Genomic DNA, 22,078 nt, shown 5'->3' on the forward strand with positions numbered 1-22,078 from the left:
CGTTCATCATATTGACTCCCTAGCACTTACCCGAATTGTGGTTTTCAGGAGGAACATCCTCTCACGATTTTGTTCCCACTCAGCCTAACGGCCAAGTTTCGTTACATTGTCAGATCCGCTACTTTATTCAGGATCCTAGGGTCATCTGGTGATACAGATGGTTCACTCTTGTCGTGGTGAACAACGCTTCATACGACTTCAGGTCGCACGAGCATAAACGAGTTATCAGACATGAAGATGTGAATCAGTGCATAATTACGAACTCCTGTTTATTAGGTTATTTATGGTCACCATAGAGAATACTAATAGAACTAAAACTTGTGCGACATAAAAAAGCCGTGCATCCTAGCACGGCTTAACTGAGTAGATTGCGTTTACGCGTATTGCGTTTCAAACTCTTTCATGAAGTCTACCAAGGCTTGTACACCTTCTACTGGCATTGCATTGTAAACTGAAGCGCGCATCCCACCAACCGCTCGGTGTCCTTTTAGTGCACGCAAACCACGTTCATCCGCCAGTTCTAAAAACTTAGCATCTAACTCTGGCTTGGATAACTGAAATGGTACGTTCATCAGTGAGCGATTATTCATGTGGATATTGTTGTGATAGAAATCAGACGCATCAATGTAGTTGTATAGAATGGCGGCTTTATCACGATTAATTTTCTCAATCGCAGCAACCCCACCTTGTTCTTTCAACCACTTAAATACTAAACCAGACAAATACCACGCAAACGTTGGTGGTGTATTATACATCGAGTCTTTTTCTGCCAGCACTTTATAGTTTAAGAATGTTGGTAAGACATCACTCGCAAGATCAAGCAGATCATCGCGCACGATTGCGATACAAATTCCCGCTGGACCGATATTTTTTTGCGCGCCAGCGTAAATAACACCGTATTTCGATACATCGATTTGACGAGAGAGAATGGTTGAAGACATATCCGCGACAATCGGTAAATCAGTCTGTGGCAATTCGTTGATTTCTATACCATCAATGGTTTCGTTGGGACAAAAGTGCACGTAAGCTGAGTCCGCGTCAATAACCCATTCACTTGCAGGTTGAACCGCGACTTTACCATCGACGTCTATTTTTGCTTTATGCACAACTGGCGTGCAATATTTCTCTGCTTCTTCAATAGCACTTTCAGCCCAGTATCCTGCATCAATATACGTTGCTTTGGTTTTGGTCCCTAACAAGTTAAGAGGAACCGCTGAAAACTGAGCTCTAGCTCCGCCCTGACAGAAAAGAACTTTGTAATTGGAAGGAATATTTAGCAGGTCTCGTAAATCTTGTTCAGCCTCATCCGCTACCTTAATGAATGGTTTGCTTCGATGGCTAATTTCCATAACCGACGTACCCAAATCATTCCAATCAAGCAACTCCGCTTGCGCTTTCTGTAGCACAGCTCTTGGTAACCCTGCTGGACCAGCACTGAAATTGAATACATTATGTGAAATCGGCTCCATGACCTTAATACTCCTGACTAAATACATAAAGAAGTGCCAGTAATATCACGTTTTTACGGAGATAAAAAGCAAGAAAAGAGGCCATCAGACCTCTTTTCCATTCACGAGTATAATTTGTACTCTCAGAGCGATTATTGCCCCATAGATTGACCCATTAATAACGGTAAAAACAGCGCAACCAGAGGAATTTTCTGACCATTGGCGAATACCAGCTGACCGCCTTCGATATCGGCCTTCATTTGATAACCGGCATCTTGCTCTGTCACCATTTCCATCACCACTAATTCGTCAATCCCTTGAGCAAGCATTGGATTCACGTTCGCCATGCCTTGTGACATGTACGCATCCATATTGCCTGTCAGTGCAGGTAACACGATACTTGGGTCACGCGATACATTGACCGTGCCTTCGGGTACCGCTAACAACCAATGAGATTTAAATTCCTCTTCGGCCACCTTGAAGTGCATGTCGTTCATTGCGATGTTGAAACCGCGCGAGAACAGCGTCTCAATGAGGGGCGCTAAGGTATTAATATCCGCTTGAGCAATGGTTGGGTTAGATTGATAAATATCGACCAAACCCTCAAACGCCTTGCGGTCGAGCGCCGTCAACGCAAAGTCGACATTAAGATCACTCAACTCACCACCCTGTGGATACGTCATCTTATTGATACTGAATACATGTTGAGTATCAATGCGGTCAGCTTCTGTATCAAACGACGACTTAAAGGTATAACCAAGGTCATCAATATTTAACAGGCTCGAATGAGTATCATCAAGAATACTAAAGTTCTTTAGTGCCATGTTCTGTTCCCCAAGCCAAAAACCCTGCTCTTTCTTGCCGACACCATTGGCGGATAAATCGGTTAAGGTAAGCTGCTCACCATTCTCGAAATCCAGCTGAATAGAAGGGATGTTAGCGTTGAACGTCAATTGACCTAAGACCGTAGCCGTCCCTGTTGCAACAGCTGGTGAAATTGACATACTGACCTTTTGTTCTTGGTCCTGATAGCTCCAACTGCCAAGCGCAAGTTCAAACTCAGTATTACCATTTAACTGCGTTACTGTTTTCAGTGTCAGCGGAAAGTCTGGAAAATTGGTAATTTGAGAGTTGGTGGTTAAGCTAAATAAGCCGTGGCTAATCTCACTTTTTACGACAATCTCTGTCGGCAAGCCATCCACTTCTAGTTGCTCTTTCAGGATAGGGTCTTCAACTTGATAACGAGTTTCGGCAACAGAAGATAGATAACTTCGATCGTAACTCGCCACCTCAGCACGGATACCTTCATTGTTTAGTTGCTCTACACCATCTTCAACAACTTGTTGTCCGATCTGCCCAACAGCCAAAGGCCAACATAAAACAAGCGCTACCGCACCACCTATCGCGCCATATTTCTTTAATTGATTCATAGAATTTTTAACACTTTTTGTGAAGTATATTTCGTTCAGTCTAACTCAAGTCGGTAGGATCTCCAATCTCATACCTAGTTCTCATAACCCTATGCTTTTTATTGATATATTAAAATCAATGTAGAGGGAATCGAATAGCGCAAGCTCATGACAAAGCGAAATCAATACGCCGTACTCTGTTTAGACAATGATCTGATTAACTTGGATACTCTGGATACCGAGTTATCCCTGTATCAGTCACATTTCGATATTCATCTTGTCACCTCCATTAGCGAAGGCCACGAACTGCTGCGTTATATCGGTGCACAAGGACAGAAGTTGGCAATGGTGATCGCCAGACACAGCCGACTTTTTGATGGTGGTGAATTTCTCATTCAACTAGAGCAAACCATTCATGCTCAGTCTGCAAGGAAAGTTCTCGTCAGCCGAACGAACTATCAAGACGTTCACGCTATTTTAAATGCCGTCAATGAAGGCCGATTGGATCACTGTCTTACCCTCCCCTTAGAACAAAAAGAGCTTCATAAAACCGTTGTCAAAGAACTCACTCAATTTGTTATCACTCATGAGAAAGATAATGTCCTTCATTATGGCAAGGTGTTAGACCAACAAAAAATTCTGCGTGCTCATATTGATCAGAAGATGCACTCTTATCGCGCAAGCTTTATTCACGACTTTCATGAACTGTCAGACAAAGAATTAGCAGCTCAAGTGATCGAATCACTGTTAGGATTTTTTGCAGAAAAAGATGAAACTCGCGCGGTTAGAGAATACTCCCCAGAACACTTATTGACGATTGAAGGACAAGCTAACGAATTTTTGTGGTTCATTGTCGAGGGTCAAGTCGCGCTGTACAAGAAAGACGAGTTGGGTCAGCAACGAGAAGTCGTTCGTCATAGCCGAGGCGGTATTGTCGGTGGCATGTCGTTTGTCACCGGCGAGTGTTCCTTTTCTACGGCGATGACACTGACCGGTACTCAGGTAATCAAACTAGACAGAAAAGTCTTTACTCAAGTCATGCACTCCAACACCGACCTTTTGCCTCTTTTTACAAACTTGCTACTGCGCCATTTTAACCGACGGTTACAACGCAGTATCAATACTAAGTTGGAGCTTCAAAAGACGCTTGAGTCTCTAGAATCTGCTCATCAGCAATTAATCGAACAAGAAAAAATGGCTATGTTGGGTCAATTGGTCGCGGGCGTTGCCCATGAGCTTAATAATCCCGTGTCTGCCATTCTACGAGGAGCAGAGACGGTCTCTGAGAAAATCGATGCCATCCTCCAACAGAATCATCAGCCCTCTACCTTCGAGCTTGGATTACACGTTCTCAAACAAGCGCGCCACTCTTCGCCGCTCTCGACTTCGGAGATAAGAGCGCGAACCAAAAAATTACAACTCACTCTGAAGGAACGTCGACTGGCCAAACGACTGGTTAACCTCAATTTACAAGATAATCAGCAGCTCATTGCTCAGGCAATGACATCCACCGAGAAACTGGCAACTGAACTCGATAAGCTGGAAAACTTTCAGGTCACAGGGTCAACTTTGCGCTCTATTCAAGTCTGCGCCCAACGCATTGCTGACATGGTGAAAAGCTTAAAAGGATACGCGAGACCCGACAGTGAATCCTATGAGTGCGTAGACCTGCATGAAGGTATTGAAGATACACTGGTGATTTTCGAAAACCGCCTGAAAAGACATACATTGATCAAAGAGTATGGCGATATAAAGCCGGTTCTTTGCAAACCAATTGCGTTGCAACAAGTTTGGACCAACCTGATCTCTAATGCGCTAGACGCCCTTCCGCAAAAAGGTCAGCTTACCATTCGTACGGATTGTGTCACGCGCAATGGCGCTTTATATAACATTTATCAGTTTATCGATAATGGCGCAGGGATAGCTAAAGAACAGATCGACTCGATATTTGAACTGAATTACACCACGAAAAAAGAAGGCAATTTTGGTCTGGGGATCGGGTTGTCGGTTTGCCAACAAATATTGAATCAGCACAAAGGGTGGATAGAAGTCGACTCAGCTGTTGGTTCTTACACCAATATGTCCGTACTGATACCTATCGGCAACGATGACAAATTATAGGGAGTATTATTATGAGTGAATACCTAATCTTATGTGTCGATGATGAACGAGAAGTACTAGATAGCGTTCTTCAAGATCTCGATGAATACGAAGAACATTTTATTGTCGAAGGTGCTGAGTCCGTCGATGAAGCGAAAGAGGTCATACGCGAGCATGCGTTGGACGGCACAAAGCTTGCGCTCATTCTTTGTGACCATATTATGCCTGAGCAAACGGGTGTGAGTTTCCTTATTGAGCTTAGCGAGGATGAAGCGTGCAAACCTTGCCGAAAAGTACTGCTAACCGGACAAGCTGGACACGAAGATACCATTGAAGCGGTCAATCATGCCTGTCTTGACTTTTACATCTGCAAGCCGTGGAAAGGCGAACAGTTGCGAGACGTCGTTAAACAGCAACTCACGGACTATATGATTAACAATGAAAAAAATCTTGCGCCATGGGGACGAGTTTTAGATACCGAGCGGATTTTCAAAGCCATGGCGGATAATAGAATGAGTTTTGGTGAGTAAACGACTTTAATACCAACTATCATTTCTGTGAACTCTTTCTTCATAACCGTCTGTAGTCAGGGAATTGTTTTGGAGCCATTAGTCGATTTTCTGTTACTAATTGCTTACATTAAGCGGACGTTTTGATTGAAAACTGTATGACAATGTAAATTTTTGGGAATTTGACCCCGTTAAAGACACTTTTTGTTGGTGAATCAATAACAATTTGGATTATCATATCCGAATAATGATTGTCGCTATAAGCTTCATGCGACGCGCGAGCTTTTTATGGGCAAGGAATAAATTTCAACAACAAGGTTTAGAGACACTATGCGCAAAACTCTATTAGCCGCTCTGATGGTAATTACGTCTCAGCAGGCGTTTGCAAACCAAGACGAAACTCGAGCTACAATGAGCAACTTCAACTACGATTATGCTGAAGCTCGAATTGGTGCAAGCCCAATGACATTTGGCGCTGCGATTAGCAAATCAATCCACCCTAATGCACATATCGTGGGTAGTATTGATTCTCGATTTGAAGGCGACTACGACTTCTCTGGTGGTGTCGGTTTCCACGCTCCTGTCAACAACTGGGCAGACTTTACTGGTGAAATGCTTGCACACATCCACGACAGTGGCGACCATCACAAAACAGACACCGGTATGGAAGTTAACCTAGGTGTACGTCAATGGTTAGGTCCACAACTAGAAATTGGTGGTAAAGCTGGTTATTTAAATGTGGGTGAAATTGACCGCTGGATGGGTAGCGTCTATGGTCGCTTCCACGCCACTGAGCTATTCTCACTAGGTCTAGAAGGTCGTATTAACCATATCTACGGCGACCAATTGATGTTTACGGCTCGCTTTGCATTCTAAGCTATTTGCATTGTGAGTAAATAGACACAAAAGGGCGTGCTAAATGCACTAATGCCTAAGTTAGGACTTTCATTGTACCTAAACAGAATGTTCTTACCTGTGTGTAAAAATCCGATAAACCCTGTTTATCGGATTTTTTTATGCGCGGTACTCACACCCTCGATCTCATCCGCTGGCAAAAAAACCAATCAAGTGACAACTTTCATAGGGTCTTTGTGCATTGAATCTATCCATTTTGTCGTACTGACGAAATCACCAACATCGCTACTCTATGAAAACGAAAGCTGTACCTAAAAAAATGCCGCTCACCTTAAGTGAACGGCATTAGAGCTTACGCTCTCCTTCTTAATGGTCAGAATAAACTTAGCGTACTCTAACCACTCTTTACGTCATCAATTTCGCCTAGGCGGCTGTACCCCCTCTAAACGGACGAATTTTGCTGATAGCCATTGGTTTTCGGTCAGATGGTGTAGACAACCTTTTCACCTGAGTGCGTTTCAATTGAATGTGGCACAGTTCTAGTATCAAACCAAATGCCATCGCAAAGTACACGTAGCCTTTGTTGATATGAATGGCGAAGCCCTCTACCATCAACAATCCACCTAATAGCACCAAGAATAATAACGCCAATGTCTTGAAGCCAGGGTATTGGGTAACCAGATTATTGATTTTCTCTGCCGTCAATACCATAACCACCGCCGATGCCAATATCGCAGCAACCATGATTGGAACTTCACTTGTTAAACCAACCGCCGTAATGACGGAGTCCATAGAGAACACCGCGTCTACCGCAACAATTTGTAACAACACGACCGCTAATCCCGCGCTCACACGGATTGTGTGTGCAGTTTCATCATGGGTCAACCAGCTCCAAAGCTCTTTTAAGCTCTTAGCTAACAAGAACGCACCACCCAAGATCATAATGACATCTCGTCCGGTGAAAGCGAATGTAGCAATCTCAAATAGAGGTTGCGTCAGCGACATGACCCAAGAGATCGAAAACACCAAGACAATACGAGCCATCACGGCCATGCCAATACCTAGGTTTCGAGCCAGTTTGCGTTGATACAGTGGAAGGCGCTCACAAAGCACAGAAATAAACACGACGTTGTCCACACCGAGTACGATCTCTAAAGCAAATAGTGTCGCGAAAATAGCCCATGCTTCAGGCTGTAAGAAAAGTTCTAACATGATTGTGGCTCCAAGAAAGTGGAACCAATAGAATTGTAAAGTCGACTAAAGGGGTCGTCCATTTAGGGTAAATACCTCTGTTACTTAGGAACCGCAAGTAAATCACCAATTTCATGACCGAGCAATACAGCAGAATGTAACCAAATATGTCTCACTTCATACGTCGTTATAGACCCGCCTAGGCATAAAGTACGCACCAATATTGCTTAGTTCGTCACAAATCCATCTTTGTATAGCCACTTGTATACAAACTGAAGTATTATTGTTTTATTAGGGACTTAAATCGTGAGAGTGCTGTAATCAGATGGGAAGCCTGAAAAACTCTGTAAGTAAAAGCGTAAAGACTAAAGTTGCTGGTCAAACGCAAGATGACGTCGTTTATTGTCATATTTTTGATGCCATATTAGAACAACGCCTTCCTCCCGCCACGAAACTGAATGAAGAAGCCTTAGCGGAAATATTTGGCGTCAGTCGCACTATTATTCGTCGTGCTCTGCTTCGACTATCACTCGAAAAAGTGGTTGATATTCGACCGAATCGTGGCGCTATTGTTTCTGCACCATCGGTTAATGAAGCACAACAGATTTTCAAAGCAAGAGAAGTGCTCGAACTTGCCATTACTGAACTTGCGGTAGTGAGCGCAACAAAAGCACAAATTGCTGAGTGCCGTAAACTGGTTGAAGAGGAAAACGCCGCCTTTGCTAAAAACGATTACGGCAGTGGTCTGCGTTTATCTGGAGAGTTTCATATCAAGCTGGCTGAAATGGCAGATAACGCCCCTTTACTCGCCTTCCAACGCAGTATTGTTTCGCAATCGTCACTGCTTATTGCCATGTATGAAACCGGCAACCACTCCAATTGCTCTCAAGATGAGCACACCTTGCTGCTTGATGCGATTGAGAATGGAGATAAGGATGTCGCGCTTGAACTAATGAAAGAGCATTTAGAGCATATTCGTTCTAAGTTAAATCTTGATGGGAACAACGCCTCCAACGATCTTCATGTCGTCTTTTCAGACGTGCTGAAAAACAAAGCTAGCTGAACTTAACACCACTCTCTAAGCCAACCAACGACGGTTGGCTTTTTTGATCCCACCTGTTTCCTCGAGATTTCCGCAACTTATCGTTTAAAACAACGAAATAATCATGACTGATTTTTTGTTACACGAACTCAATGACTTCAACGCAGCTTTATCCAATAAAATCATATATTTAATGACAAGCCCGTCCTCTGTCACTGAGCAAAAGCCTTAGTTTTGTTGCTATTTTGTAAAATTTTAGTTGACCACTCGGTCAAATTATCCAATTATTGACCCAAAGGTCAGAAAAATATAAAAACGAACTATCACGGAACAAGGAGGTCTCTTGATTACTTTTCTACTCAATCAAGAAATCAAGCAGGAAGTAAATGTCTCCCCCAACATGACAGTGCTGAACTATCTGCGCACTCATGTAAAGAAAACTGGAACAAAGGAAGGTTGTGGTTCTGGTGATTGTGGGGCATGCACTGTCGTATTAGGTGAGCTCGTTGATGGGCAACTGAAGTACCGCAGCGTCAACTCGTGTCTAACGTTTATTTCTGCTCTGCACGGAAAACAGCTCATTACGGTGGAAGACCTGCAAGTCAAAGGCAAGTCACTGCATCCAGTTCAGGAAGCCATCGTCGAGTTTCACGGCTCACAATGTGGTTACTGCACACCTGGTTTTATTATGTCGATGTTTGCATTGACTAAAAACAAACCTAACGCAAGCAAACCCGATGTTATGGAATCACTGGCAGGTAACCTATGCCGCTGTACGGGTTATCGCCCTATCGTCGACTCGGCGTTATCTCTTTGCTCAGAAGAACGTATTGTCGACCAATTCTCTGAATTAGAGCGTGCAACCATTCAGAAGCTTGAGAGTATTCAAGATGAAGGTGCCAACTTGCGTCTTGGTCACCTAACCGCTTTCTCGCCAAAAACCATCGACGAATTGGCTAAGCTTTACAAAGCACACCCTCAAGCTAAATTGGTCGCTGGCGGCACCGATTTAGTGCTTGAAGTGACTCAGTTCCATCGTGAAATCGAAACGCTAATCAGCGTGAATCTGGTGGAAGAAATGAAAGTGTGCGAAGAGACGGAGCAAACATTAGAAATTGGCGCCAATCTGCCTATTTCCGACGCGTACCAACTGCTGACCAAGCACTACCCGGATTTTGGAGAACTGCTACATCGCTTCGCCTCACTGCAAGTGCGTAACCAAGGCACGATTGGCGGCAACATTGCCAATGCTTCCCCTATCGGTGACACCCCGCCGTTACTGATCGCACTGGATGCCAGTATTCAGCTTCGCTGTGGTGATGAAACCCGTGTAATTCCAGTAGAAGACTATTTCATTAGCTACAAAGTGACTGCTCAGCAAGAGAGCGAGTTCATCGAAAAGATCATCATTCCAAAACCAAGTAACGACAGCTTCCGAGCGTATAAATTGTCAAAACGTTTAGATGATGACATTTCAGCAGTATGCGGCGCTTTCGCCATTACTGTAGAAGATAACGTCGTAACAGACGCACGAGTTGCGTTTGGCGGTATGGCAGCGACACCAAAGCGCGCCACACTTTGCGAACAAGCGCTTATCGGTCAAGCATGGAATGAAGAGACTATCGCCACCGCCATGGAAGCGGTGAAAAACGACTTTGAACCACTATCTGATTTCCGAGCAAGCCAAGAGTACCGCACTATTTCAGCGGCTAATATGCTTAAGCGCTATTACATTGAAACCAACAACACCAGCAATCTGATCGAAACGAGGGTAACGTCTTATGTCTAACGTGAATCATCAGCAACTGACTCACGAAGAGATGGTTGCCATTGTCAAACAAGATTTGAAAACTGGCGTGGGTAAAAGCGTTAAGCACGACAGTGCACCTAAACAAGTAACGGGCGAAGCAGTCTATATTGACGATCGTCTTGAATTTCCAAATCAGCTGCATGTCTATGCTCTTTTAAGCACTCAAGCGCACGCGAAAATCACCAAATTAGACGTATCGCCTTGTTATGAATTCGATGGTGTCGCCATCGCGATTACGTCCAAAGATGTGCCCGGCCAATTAGATATCGGTGCGATTCTCCCAGGCGACCCTCTACTGGCCGATGGCGTGGTTGAATATTACGGTCAGCCAATTATCGCAGTCGCTGCCAACGATCTAGAAACGGCCCGTAAAGCCGCTCATGCCGCCATCGTCGAGTATGAAGCACTGCCCGCTATCCTTGATGTCAAAGAAGCCCTTGCCAAAGAGCACTTTGTGACTGAAAGCCACCAGCAAAAGCGTGGTGACTCGCAAAAAGCGCTCGCAAAAGCCAAACACATCATTGAAGGCGAGCTTGAGATCGGCGGACAAGAACACTTCTATCTGGAAACTCAAGTCAGTAGCGTTATGCCAACCGAAGATGGTGGCATGATTGTCTATACCTCAACACAAAACCCAACTGAGGTTCAAAAATTAGTGTCGGAAGTGCTCGGCGTTGCCATGCACAAAGTCGTTATCGACATGCGCCGCATGGGTGGTGGCTTTGGTGGTAAAGAGACCCAAGCTGCAGGACCTGCCTGTATGGCAGCGGTTATCGCACACCTAACAGGTCGTCCAACCAAAATGCGCTTGCTGCGTAATGAAGATATGACCATGACGGGTAAGCGTCACCCGTTCTACAACCAATACAAGATCGGCTTTAACGATGATGGTGTGATTGAAGGGGCTGAGATCATTGTCGCTGGTAACTGTGGTTACTCCCCTGACCTATCGAGCTCTATTGTCGACCGCGCCATGTTCCACTCGGACAACGCCTACTACTTAGGCGATGCGACCGTAACAGGCCATCGCTGTAAAACCAATACGGCATCGAATACCGCATACCGAGGGTTTGGTGGTCCACAAGGCATGATGACTATCGAACACATCATGGATGAGATTGCTCGTTACTTGAAAAAAGATCCGCTCGAAGTGCGCAAAGCCAATTACTACAGCGAAGAAGGCCGCAATGTCACCCACTATTATCAAACCGTAGAAGACAACTTCTTACCAGAAATTACTGAGCAACTCGAACAGAGCAGTGACTACCACGCGCGACGTAAAGAGATTGCTGAGTTCAACCGCAATAGCCCTATTTTGAAAAAAGGCTTATCCATTACTCCAGTGAAGTTTGGGATCTCGTTTACCGCGACTTTCCTAAACCAAGCCGGAGCACTGATTCACATATACACCGATGGAAGTATTCATTTGAATCACGGTGGTACTGAAATGGGCCAAGGCTTGAATATCAAGGTGGCTCAAATCGTAGCAGAGGAGTTTCAAGTAGATGTCGACCGTATCCAAATCACTGCAACTAACACCGACAAGGTGCCGAACACCTCACCCACGGCGGCCTCATCGGGCGCCGACCTCAACGGTAAAGCCGCGCAAAACGCTGCAATAACCATCAAACAGCGCCTCATAGAATTTGCATCGTCACACTTTAAAGTCACACCAGAGGAAGTGATTTTTAAGAATGGTATGGTACAGATTCGTGAAGATATTATGACGTTCGCGGACTTTGCTCAGCTGGCATGGATGAACCAAATTTCACTGTCGAGCACCGGCTTTTACCGCACGCCAAAAATCTATTATGACCATGAGAAAGCGCGTGGTCGCCCATTCTACTACTTCGCTTACGGTGCATCGTGTTCAGAAGTGATCATTGATACGCTGACAGGTGAGTACAAAATCCTGCGCGTCGACATCTTGCACGATGTCGGTGCATCACTTAACCCTGCGATCGATATTGGTCAGGTTGAAGGCGGATTTGTACAAGGTGTGGGCTGGCTAACAACCGAAGAGCTGGTTTGGAATGAACAGGGCCGCTTAATGACCAACGGACCTGCAAGCTACAAAATTCCAGCCATTGCAGATATGCCTATCGACTTTAGAACTCATCTTTTGGAAAACCGCAGCAACCCAGAAGATACTGTGTTCAATTCAAAAGCCGTTGGTGAACCACCGTTCATGCTGGGTATGTCTGTATGGAGTGCGCTTAAAGACGCAATCTCATATGTTGCTGTGGACGGCGCAATTCCAAAACTCGACACACCCGCGACACCTGAACGGGTATTAATGGCGGTACAAGCCGTCACACAAGGACAGAAAAACACAACCACGACAACAACGGAAGCAAACTAACAGGAGAGGTCACTATGTTTAAGGACAATTGGATTCATGAACTCGCGAAGCTTGAAGAAAACCACGAGCCTTGTGTCATGGTGACCGTTTTGGAAGACCGAGGCTCTGTGCCGCGTGACGCGGGCACGAAGATGCTGGTAACACGAGACAAGATCATTGCCACTATTGGCGGTGGTCATCTCGAACATGTCGCATCAAAAATGGCACGAGAGATGCTACTTTCAGGAGAGAGCGCACTTAAGGTAGAACGCTTTAATCTTGGAGCGCGCCTTGGTCAATGTTGCGGCGGAATGGCGACGTTAAGCTTCGAACCTATTGGAACCGCGCAGAAACACTTAGTGTTATTTGGCGCTGGTCATGTCGCAAAAGCACTACTGCACATAGTGTCGACATTACCATTTAGAGTGACCTGGATAGATGAACGAGAGGCAGAATTTCCAGACGTGCTCCCAGATGGAGTGAAGAAATTGGTGTCTGATGATCCTGTGGGTGAAATCAAACACATGCCGCCAAATAGCTACTATTTGGTCATGACTCATAATCATCAGCTCGACTTCGAACTGTCAAAAGCCATCATTGATCGTAATGACAGTGCTTACTTCGGGATGATTGGCTCGTTGACGAAACGAAAAAAATTCGACTTTAGGTTATCGCAACGCGGCTATACACAAGAGCAGATCAACACCATGACCTGCCCTATCGGCATAGGCGCAATTACCGGAAAACACCCTGCAGAAATCGCTGTATCTGTGGCAGGGGAACTGATCTCACTCTATCAAGGCAATCCAGTAGAGCAAAAACGACCGGATCCGTCGCAAACACTACATGAAGTAAGTTAAATGCTTACTTAAAGGACTCAGAATATGACGGCCAATTTGTGAGGAGTTGGCTAAAAGGAAGTACCATGACATTACAGCGTAAGGCCTACAGAGCCAGTATTTTACACAGCATTGCAGACCCGAAAGATGTCGGGCTAGAGAACTCGTATGAGTTTTTCGAAGACGGCATGATTGTGGTTGAACACGGTCATATCATCGATATCGGCTCAGCCAGCGACGTCCTAGCAAGACATCCAAAGCCATTACAAGTCACCACCTATAAAGATAAGCTGATTACGTCGGGCTTTATTGATACTCATATCCACTATCCGCAAACAGGCATGATCGCCTCCTATGGTGAACAGCTGCTGGATTGGCTGGAGAACTACACTTTCCCAGAAGAAAGACGATTTAAAAACCCAGTTTACGCACACAAAGTCGCAAAACTGTTTTTGGATGAACTGGCGAGTAACGGCACCACGACAGCACTGGTCTTTGGTACCGTGCACAAAGAATCGGTCGATGTATTCTTTGAAGAAGCAGAAAAGCGCAATCTTCGTATGATCGCCGGTAAAGTACTGATGGACCGTAATGCTCCAGACTATCTAACCGACACGCCAGAATCAGGATACCAAGCGTCTAAAGCGCTCATCGAAAAATGGCATAATCGCGGCCGATTGCTTTACGCCGTCACTCCTCGATTTGCACCGACCAGTACGCCTGAGCAACTTGCAACCGTAGGCAAGCTACTTGAAGAATACCCAGACGTTTACATGCATACGCATTTATCGGAAAACAAGAAAGAGATTGAATGGGTACTTGATCTCTTTCCAGAACGTGAAAGCTATCTTGATGTCTACGACCATTACGGACTGCTACACAAGCGCTCGGTGTTCGCTCATGGTATTCACTTATCAGATTGTGAATGCCAAAGGTTAGCGGATACAGAATCGGCGATCGCTTTCTGCCCTACTTCCAACTTGTTCCTTGGTTCAGGTCTATTTAAGCTGAACAAGCTTGAGGAGCATGGCGTGCGTGTTGGTATGGGCACCGACGTGGGTGCGGGAACCAGCTTCTCGATTCTACAAACAATGAGTGAAGCGTATAAAATCATGCAGCTTCAGCAAGAAAAGCTGCACCCATTGAAATCGCTCTACTTAGCCACACTTGGCGGCGCTAAGTCTCTTCATTTAGAGGACAAGATTGGCAACTTGGCCGTTGGCAAAGAAGCCGATTTCGTGGTGTTAGATTTGCACGCGACTCAGTTGATGCGTTTTAGAATGAAGCAAGCCACCACATTAGAAGAAAAACTGTTTGTATTGATGAGTCTTGGTGACGATAGAACGGTCTGTGAAACCTATATCTTTGGCAACAAAGCTTATGATACTCAAGGCGAGCAGCATAAACGCTTAGTTAGCTAGCAAAACCTCTCAACCTACCCCAAGGCCCCAAAAGGGCCTTTTGTTTTATCTAAAAACGCGATTTCGAGAAATAATTTAAAAAAAACGCATTTTTTTGTTAGATGAACGAATTCTGAATATTTACTTCAAACATCGTTAAGATTGACTCAGGCATAGTAGCACCATCAAATGAACACAACGCCTACTTTGAGGTTTTTATGAAAAAAGTAATCATCACTACAGCACTTATCCTGACTTCTGGTTTTGCAGCGGCAAAATCTATGCCTGAGCAAGGCGGCTTTAAAGGTCCTATCAAAAACGCACAGACTACGGTTGCTCAAGCACTAAATGCTAAAGATGATACTCCTGTTCAAATTACAGGTAACATCACTCACTCTTTGGGAGATGAGAAATACCAATTTACTGACGGCGCTAACACCATTGTGATTGAAATCGATCATGAAGATTGGCGCGGTGTTGACGTTACACCAAATGACCGTGTAACCATTACTGGTAGTGTAGACAAAGATATGCTGGAAGATGCAACGGTTGATGTAAAACGTGTCGTAATCGCAGGCTAATTGCCAACTCATCTAAACTCCATAAAGCGGCTGACCATCAGCCGCTTTTGTTTGGTTGGTAAGTCACCAACAGAACACCCAATACGATCAAAAGCGCTCCACCGATGCGCTGCGGCGTCATTTCAATGGTCGGATATCCCAACAACCCGTATTGATCATAGAAAATCGACGCGACCACTTGCCCACAGACAATAGAAATCGCCAACGCTAACGCGCCAAGTTGTGGCGCTAAATAGATCGACATTGCGATATTAAACGCGCCCAAGCATCCGCCAAGCCATGCCCACCACGGCAAAGACGCAAGAGAACCTTGTGGAAACCAAGGCTTACCCTCAATCACCACAAGCACCCCTAACACCACCGTACCCACAATAAATGACACAAACGCGGCTTGTAACGAGGAGCTCATACCGAGTTTTAGTTGAGCATTGACGCCAGCCTGAGACACTAGGCCGATACCGACAAGGATACTGAGTATGACCAGTACGACATTTGTTAGATTAGCCACACGCCTCTCCCATCAAACCAAACTCTTACAAGCGTAGCACTTCATTCATAATAAAATTCATGTACATTAGTACGATAACAACATTGATTTAGGGATATGACATGAGCAAAAAAGTATTCGCAGTTATTGGCACTGGCGCGATTGGCGGTTATTACGGTGCAAGACTCCACCATGGCGGAAATGATGTACACTTTCTGTTCAATAGCGATTATCAGCATGTCATTGCCAATGGCTTAAACGTCAATTCCCACTATGGTGATTACTCAATCTCGGCACCAGACTTAAAGGCCTATCATTCCACGTCTGACATGCCCAAAGCCGACGTTGTTCTTGTGGCGCTCAAAACCACTCAAAATCACCTTCTTGAGTCGCTGCTTCGCCCTTTATTAAAAACCAACACCCTTGTTATGTTACTTCAAAATGGCATTGGCGCGGAGCAAGAAGTAGCCGAACAATTTCATCTTCCTTTTGTCGGAGGTGGCTTGTGTTTTATCTGCTCAAACAAACTAGGCCCTGGACATATCGACCATATCGATTACGGCCGTATCACGATTGGTATTTACGGCGATGCTGGCATTGCAGCACTAGAAGACTTTGCCACTGATCTGACCCAAAGTGGTGTAGAAGTCGACGTTGACCAACACATCATTGACGCAAGATGGAAAAAGCTGTTGTGGAATGTCCCTTTTAACGGCTTATCGACCGTACTCAACGCCGACACCGCTGAAATGATGAGCTGCGAGGAGCTGGTTAACCTCTCCAAAGAAATCATGATAGAAGTTCAGCAAGCCGCTCGAACTACTAATACTGATATTACAGATACCCTAATTGAAACCATGTTATTAAACACGGCTAAGATGAAACCTTACCTTACAAGCATGTTACTCGACAGGCGCAACCATCGAGAGCTAGAGATTCAATACATGTATAAAAACGCCATTGACTTAGCGAAAGCTCAAGGTGTCGCGATGCCCAAAACTCAGGCGCTTTATGAACAGCTCTGTTTTATCAATAACCAGATAAAAAGCGTGAAGTAGTGATGGCGAATCCTGAATTTCAAGAAGACTTAGATGTACTGGACAAGCTCAGTGTCTGCCTTTATCGGTTGGGTATATCACTATTTTCCATCGGCTGTTTGCTGGCAGCCGCATTAAGCTGCGAAGGTATCACACTCGCTAGTGTGACATCTCCGTTTGATCAATGGATATTCTGGATGTTGCTTACATCCACGGAAACCGCATGAACATCACCGTCACGTAAGGCTTACAAGAACCTTACTTAGGTAGTTTTCGTCCATTGCGCAGTTCATGCGCTTGCGTTTAATACCGCCTTTAAAGGTGGTTTCGCTCTTTAATAGGTTCAAACACATCTGTCTGATCCTTGCAAAAGCCTCTGCCCGATCCTCCGCTCTTATACGAGAATTGTCCTCACAAAATGCAGTATCAAGAGACCAGTGCATCACCTCTACACCCCAGTGAGAACGTGTCGCTTCAAGTAACGTTTGAGCTTCTAATTCTTTAGAGCATATGTAGTATCGAATACTCACATCTTGCTCTGTTGCTACAGCCGATTCTTGGCGAATCGAAGCCACGATACCCATCGTTTTTAACTCGGGCCATTCATGCTCAATATCACCTAAAACCGACAAATCGCGGTTCACTAGAGCTACTCTCGTTTCCATTCGTCCGTGACTTTTTTCTTGTGTGCTGTAAGAGCTGCCATCGAAATTTTGAAGCATATCCATACGAAAATAATCATCAAAGGCTTGTTCTAACATTCCCTGATTGCCTTTCACTGCCAACAAATAATCCGCTTCTTTATCGAGGATTTTTTGCGCTATTTTCTTTTGGCATCCCATAGCATCAAGAGTAACTAAACAACCTTTTACGTCTAGCAGCTCAAGTAGCTTGGGGATCGCGGTAATTTCATTACTTTTACTATCAACCTTCTGCTGACCAATACTCATTCCATTTGCAGTAGCAAAAGCGTTCACCATATGGATCGTTCCTTTGCCTTTCGAGCGGTCATAAGAGCCACGTAATGTTTTGCCGTCGATGGCAATAACTTCACCATCCGTCAGTGTATGGCAGTCCTTCATCCAGGCAATAAAGCTTCTTTGCAACGCTGCAGGATTAATCATACCCATCACACGAGCCAGCGTATCCGCAGAGGGAATACCAGCTTCAAAGTGACCATATCGTTTAAGGAAATCTAAGCGAGCATTGCCAAAATCAATGATGCCATCCCAACCGTCATGCCCCGACAAAACGCCACAAACTGTGTGAGCTTACGAGAAGATAGTGTACATAGGTATTAAGAAGCGGCTCTGGCCGAAAGCCAGAGCCTATTCGCTACGCAGCTGCGATTGAATCCGCGATGATTGAGCGTCTGAAAGCGGATCGTGGATTTGCAGGACTACTGACGAAAAATCCACTGCACCCCCATTGGCAAAATGAATTTTGGACATTCTCAGTAAGCTACCATACGCAGAGACGTTGGAAGACATAGAGGCGCTTCTACCTTGGAATCTAACCAAGGCCTAACGGCTTTGGTTCTCCTTATCAATACGCCGAGTAACTGGCGCTTACTGTAATCCAAAGGAAAATTAGCTTCGGTACGACCTCAGATGCAGGCGATAAATTCTGTAGTCGTATCCACACACTCATCGAAACTTGCAAAAAGCGCGGCCTATCAGCAATGTCAGTTCTGAGTGAAATCATCACGTCAGTCGTTGAGAAGAAACCGTACCCGAATGTTTTTGATCTATAAACTGCACAGGCTTCTTCAGGCAAGGTAAGTCAAGATTCCTCGGTGAACGCTTTCCATTTTTTCCAATGATTTGATCACATAGTTGCCCAAAAGTCGACCCCTTACTCAGTTCAAACCAATATTTCGTGGGGGTTCCGTCAGGACTGTGTATTGACAAAGGCATCAATAGCGCGTAGTTTACATCTGAACAAAATTAAAACAACCCGTATGCTCAACATTTAAGATTCTTTTTTTAATTATTATGTTCTCACAAATCGTGGCTAGCCTGTACGTTGACCCTTTTCTCGATGTTTTAATCACGATTCATGTATAACTTACAAAGCTGATTACAGAGTTAGAAAGATCAGCTGACAGCCAAGCATGAGAAAGTCAGCGCTATTAAAGTCGTCAAGCTATACACGCAGCGCATGCAGATAGAAGAAGCGTTTAGAGATGGCAAGTTGGATTTAGGAGCGGAGTACGCTAACTCAAATAGTTCAAAACGATATCAGTGATACTAACAGCATCATTGATAACTTTTATGTTTTGGTGCGTGGGGTTTGTGAGTTCACAACTGACTAGACACTTTGAAGACTTATGATGAAATTCGTGGGGATCCCATAGCACTTAATGAATACATAACCCTTATAGTAAAACTTCTATGGAGAGAGGAAATTAGTGATGATAAAACTATTGACTAAGTTATTATTATTACCTTTGGCCTTGTTGGCAAGTTTAGCTTTTGCTAACGATTACGAGGTAACAAAATCCAGAAAGCACATTTTTAAAAGCCCTGATGAGATACTGCCAGAGCTCGGCGATCAAATCGGTAGCGGTTTTGGTTGGGGTAGAGAAATAAATCGCTACGGCGAAGTTAAGGGCGAGTGGTTGTCTGGTTACAATAAGAGCATAGGTCAACTTCTCGTCTTCAAGGTAAAAAGCCCTGATAATGATGGTGGCATAACTGGATATGGTTATCAGGAATCAAACAAAGATAGGAATTACCGTCTTCACACAAGGGCGGTTTATGATCAGCTTCCGTACCACTTTTTCGGAGTCTCTGAATTGTCAACTTGTAAGGCAGTTTTTCAGGTAAAACATTATGACAGTAATGGTGAACTAACACTTTACGACATCTTAGTATTAAGCCTGTATCATGATAATGTAGACCCACTTTGTGGTTCTGCTAACTTTGATTTAGTCCATACAACTGAGCATTGGAGTTTTATGCAGGATCATGAACAACATTTCACAACTTATCTCAGCATTGAAAGTCAATATCGTGACGCGTACGGCACACAGTTTGTTGATTTGTGGAATTACGGGTGGTCAGAGACAGTCGAATGGAAATATGACTACTGGACACATGACGCGGTAACTGGAACTTACTGTTCGGATGATAATGACCCCTGTTACCCCATTGAGGGCGACGGTAGTTCCGCTGATTACGATTTCTATGAAGATGACGACAACTGTGTGACCTTCTATTCAGAACCTAATAAAAAGGGCAAAAAACATAGTTACTGCCTAGATGATGATGGGAATGGACAGTACTTTGATCTTGCCCTGTCAGATGCAGACAATACATTCACGTCCTTGAGGGTTGGTAAAAACGTAAAAGTAACACATTATCATGATAGTAGGAGTGGTTGGACTTGGACACAAGATTCGGATGTGAACTCTTTTAACCAAGGCACTAACAATCGAATCTCGTCGTTAGAAGTGTTTCCAAAAAATGTTAAGCCAACGTGTGTTCGATTATGGACTAAACAAAATATTCAGGGGCGCCATTTTGACCATTGCATGGATGAACAATATTATGGTTTTGCTTCTTTTTCTGGTACCCCCGAGAACAACAATATAGAATCATTAGAGGTCGGTAAAGATGTAAAAGCTGTTCTCTGGAATGGTGATAAAAACAGAACATTTTTGCCATCGCTTGTTTATAGCAAACTTGGTGAGTTTAGCAATCGAGCACAATCCTTGGAGATATACCCATTTGACAATGCATTAGAGCCAACGTGTGTTCGATTATGGACCAAGGAAAATTTTGACGGGCAACCTTTTGAGCATTGCATGACTAATGGTTTTTATTTTCACGTTAATTTTGCAGGTCTCGTCGAGAACAATAGTATAAAGTCAATGGAGGTCGGTAAAAATGTAAAAGCTGTACTCTGGAATGGTGATAAAAACAGAACATTTTTGCCATCGCATGATTATAGTGAACTTGGTGAGTTTAGGAATCGAGCACAATCCTTGGAGATATACCCATCGAACTAGACCCATCTAAGCTCCAAAATTAATAAGTGTGACACTCATAGAAAGCTCATTAACACGATGGGCTTTTTTTTTGGTCGTGACTTCAATCAGTTGATTGTAAGCGCCAGTTACTCGGCGTATTGATGAAGAGAACGTAAGCGCCAATAACTCCGCATTATTTCGCGACTTAATTTGAACCCTGATAATGACAGCAGTCATTACTCATACAAGGTTCAATTATGTCTATTTCTTACCAACAGTGGCAGCAGCATATCGATGCATGGCAACAAACTAAACTCACTCAAGCCCAATATTGCCGCTCTCACCAAATTGACCAAAGTCAGTTTAGTGACTGGAAACGTAAAGTATTGGAGGCGTCCAACACGAACACCGTCTCTTCTCAATTCACTATCGCTCAAGTAGAAATGCAGCACACCACCTCAAGCCTTTCAGTAACCTTGCCTAGTGGTCTAGTGGTCTAGTGATTGATGGGGTTGACGAAATGAATGCCCATGTCGCACTCAAACTGCTGGAGAAGCTAACCTAATGCAACCAACGTTAAGACCTGCTCAGCATCTGCCTGCGGTTTATCTTTACCGTGACCCTATTGACTTTCGAAAGTCACACAATGGGTTGAGCGCACTCATCGAAATGGAACTTGGACAAAATGTATGGTACGCCCCGTTTTGCAAGTGAAAATTCCAAAATAACGGAGTTGGTTTGCGCTAATGTATTCAGAGTCTAATTGAGACCAATTTACTTTAGCCCCAGCTCTACGATGAGATCCGCGCCAGATTGTCCTCAAAAATGAGAAAGCATTCTAAGTTGCTGTTCTGTCCACAAGGTCTTCAATCTGGTGGTCTAACCGTTTTGTCATCTTTCATTTTCATATGCAAACTTGATTTATGTTCTTATTTCAAAAGGCTTTTTCGTTGCCATAACTGACCAAGCTATCCTCGCTAGCTTGTTAGCTAAAGCCACCAATGCAACATTGAAAGGCTTTCGATGTTTTAGCTCTATTAACCACTTACCAAAATA

General features: G+C 44.3%; 17 protein-coding genes and 4 pseudogenes. 15 read left to right on the top strand and 6 right to left on the bottom strand.

Annotated elements, in window-relative coordinates:
• Positions 1-374: 374 nt before the first annotated feature.
• Positions 375-1,469, bottom strand: coding sequence for a 3-phosphoserine/phosphohydroxythreonine transaminase (gene serC / locus VTH8203_RS12785; protein ID WP_167385820.1), 1,095 nt, complete (start codon positions 1,467-1,469; stop codon positions 375-377).
• Positions 1,470-1,600: 131 nt separating this feature from the next.
• Positions 1,601-2,878: a DUF945 family protein gene (locus VTH8203_RS12790; protein WP_096994023.1), complete on the bottom strand. Its 1,278-nt coding sequence runs from the start codon at positions 2,876-2,878 to the stop codon at positions 1,601-1,603.
• Positions 2,879-3,025: 147 nt separating this feature from the next.
• Between VTH8203_RS12790 and VTH8203_RS12795 the strand changes: the two genes are divergently transcribed.
• From VTH8203_RS12795 to VTH8203_RS12805, 3 genes are all read left to right on the top strand, one after another.
• Positions 3,026-4,978, top strand: a complete 1,953-nt coding sequence (locus tag VTH8203_RS12795; RefSeq protein WP_096994024.1) for an ATP-binding protein — start codon at positions 3,026-3,028, stop codon at positions 4,976-4,978.
• A gap of 11 nt (positions 4,979-4,989) precedes the next feature.
• On the top strand, positions 4,990-5,487 hold the full coding sequence (locus tag VTH8203_RS12800) for a response regulator (RefSeq protein WP_096994025.1): 498 nt from the start codon (positions 4,990-4,992) through the stop codon (positions 5,485-5,487).
• Positions 5,488-5,796: 309 nt separating this feature from the next.
• On the top strand, positions 5,797-6,342 hold the full coding sequence (locus VTH8203_RS12805) for a hypothetical protein (protein WP_096994026.1): 546 nt from the start codon (positions 5,797-5,799) through the stop codon (positions 6,340-6,342).
• A 402-nt stretch (positions 6,343-6,744) separates the two neighbouring features.
• Here the strand turns inward: VTH8203_RS12805 and VTH8203_RS12810 are convergent, their stop codons facing one another.
• The gene (locus VTH8203_RS12810; protein ID WP_096994027.1) at positions 6,745-7,533 is read right to left on the bottom strand and encodes a TerC family protein; all 789 of its coding nucleotides are present in this window, start codon (positions 7,531-7,533) and stop codon (positions 6,745-6,747) included.
• A 304-nt stretch (positions 7,534-7,837) separates the two neighbouring features.
• On the opposite strand from VTH8203_RS12810, the gene VTH8203_RS12815 reads away from it, so the two are divergent.
• The 6 genes from VTH8203_RS12815 to VTH8203_RS12840 all read left to right on the top strand — a co-directional run bounded on the left by VTH8203_RS12815 (position 7,838) and on the right by VTH8203_RS12840 (position 15,525).
• Complete coding sequence (locus tag VTH8203_RS12815; protein ID WP_096994028.1) at positions 7,838-8,575, top strand: GntR family transcriptional regulator; 738 nt, start codon at positions 7,838-7,840, stop codon at positions 8,573-8,575.
• A gap of 379 nt (positions 8,576-8,954) precedes the next feature.
• A complete protein-coding gene (gene xdhA, locus VTH8203_RS12820) occupies positions 8,955-10,343 on the top strand; it encodes a xanthine dehydrogenase small subunit (protein WP_244181210.1) in 1,389 nt (462 codons plus the stop codon).
• Entirely contained in the window at positions 10,336-12,726 is a 2,391-nt protein-coding gene (gene xdhB / locus VTH8203_RS12825) for a xanthine dehydrogenase molybdopterin binding subunit (RefSeq protein WP_096994030.1), read from the top strand. The genes xdhA and xdhB overlap by 8 nt, the downstream gene beginning before the upstream one ends.
• A gap of 14 nt (positions 12,727-12,740) precedes the next feature.
• Positions 12,741-13,565 carry a xanthine dehydrogenase accessory protein XdhC gene (gene xdhC / locus VTH8203_RS12830; RefSeq protein ID WP_096994031.1) on the top strand — a complete coding sequence of 275 codons (825 nt, stop codon included), beginning with the start codon at positions 12,741-12,743 and terminating at the stop codon, positions 13,563-13,565.
• Positions 13,566-13,630: 65 nt separating this feature from the next.
• Positions 13,631-14,965 (top strand): guanine deaminase, encoded by a 1,335-nt coding sequence (guaD, locus tag VTH8203_RS12835; RefSeq protein ID WP_096994032.1) that lies wholly within the window; start codon positions 13,631-13,633, stop codon positions 14,963-14,965.
• Positions 14,966-15,162: 197 nt separating this feature from the next.
• The gene (locus tag VTH8203_RS12840) at positions 15,163-15,525 is read left to right on the top strand and encodes a YgiW/YdeI family stress tolerance OB fold protein (RefSeq protein WP_096994033.1); all 363 of its coding nucleotides are present in this window, start codon (positions 15,163-15,165) and stop codon (positions 15,523-15,525) included.
• 37 nt (positions 15,526-15,562) lie between these two features.
• Here VTH8203_RS12840 and VTH8203_RS12845 read toward each other — a convergent pair whose 3' ends face one another.
• Positions 15,563-16,033, bottom strand: coding sequence for a DMT family transporter (locus VTH8203_RS12845; protein ID WP_096994034.1), 471 nt, complete (start codon positions 16,031-16,033; stop codon positions 15,563-15,565).
• A 101-nt stretch (positions 16,034-16,134) separates the two neighbouring features.
• Here VTH8203_RS12845 and VTH8203_RS12850 point away from each other — a divergent pair, with 101 nt between their 5' ends.
• The gene (locus tag VTH8203_RS12850; protein ID WP_096994035.1) at positions 16,135-17,070 is read left to right on the top strand and encodes a 2-dehydropantoate 2-reductase; all 936 of its coding nucleotides are present in this window, start codon (positions 16,135-16,137) and stop codon (positions 17,068-17,070) included.
• Positions 17,071-17,072: 2 nt separating this feature from the next.
• Positions 17,073-17,157: pseudogene (locus VTH8203_RS25695) on the top strand (DUF2301 domain-containing membrane protein); the annotation flags it as partial.
• Between the two features lie 128 nt (positions 17,158-17,285).
• Here VTH8203_RS25695 and VTH8203_RS12860 read toward each other — a convergent pair.
• Positions 17,286-18,314: pseudogene (locus tag VTH8203_RS12860) on the bottom strand (ISAs1 family transposase); the annotation flags it as partial.
• A 65-nt stretch (positions 18,315-18,379) separates the two neighbouring features.
• On the opposite strand from VTH8203_RS12860, the gene VTH8203_RS12865 reads away from it, so the two are divergent.
• From VTH8203_RS12865 to tnpA, 4 genes and pseudogenes are all read left to right on the top strand, one after another.
• The gene (locus VTH8203_RS12865; RefSeq protein ID WP_442478233.1) at positions 18,380-18,541 is read left to right on the top strand and encodes a replication initiation protein; all 162 of its coding nucleotides are present in this window, start codon (positions 18,380-18,382) and stop codon (positions 18,539-18,541) included.
• A gap of 78 nt (positions 18,542-18,619) precedes the next feature.
• Positions 18,620-18,802: pseudogene (locus VTH8203_RS25060) on the top strand (IS66 family transposase); the annotation flags it as partial.
• A gap of 660 nt (positions 18,803-19,462) precedes the next feature.
• Entirely contained in the window at positions 19,463-21,061 is a 1,599-nt protein-coding gene (locus VTH8203_RS12870) for a hypothetical protein (RefSeq protein ID WP_096994036.1), read from the top strand.
• A 218-nt stretch (positions 21,062-21,279) separates the two neighbouring features.
• Positions 21,280-21,522: an IS66 family insertion sequence element accessory protein TnpA gene (gene tnpA / locus VTH8203_RS12880; protein ID WP_096994038.1), complete on the top strand. Its 243-nt coding sequence runs from the start codon at positions 21,280-21,282 to the stop codon at positions 21,520-21,522.
• Between the two features lie 421 nt (positions 21,523-21,943).
• Here tnpA and VTH8203_RS12885 read toward each other — a convergent pair.
• A pseudogene (locus VTH8203_RS12885) lies at positions 21,944-22,078 on the bottom strand (IS110 family transposase); the annotation flags it as partial.

It is taken from the genome of Vibrio thalassae (genome assembly GCF_900089835.1).
Classification (GTDB): domain Bacteria; phylum Pseudomonadota; class Gammaproteobacteria; order Enterobacterales; family Vibrionaceae; genus Vibrio; species Vibrio thalassae.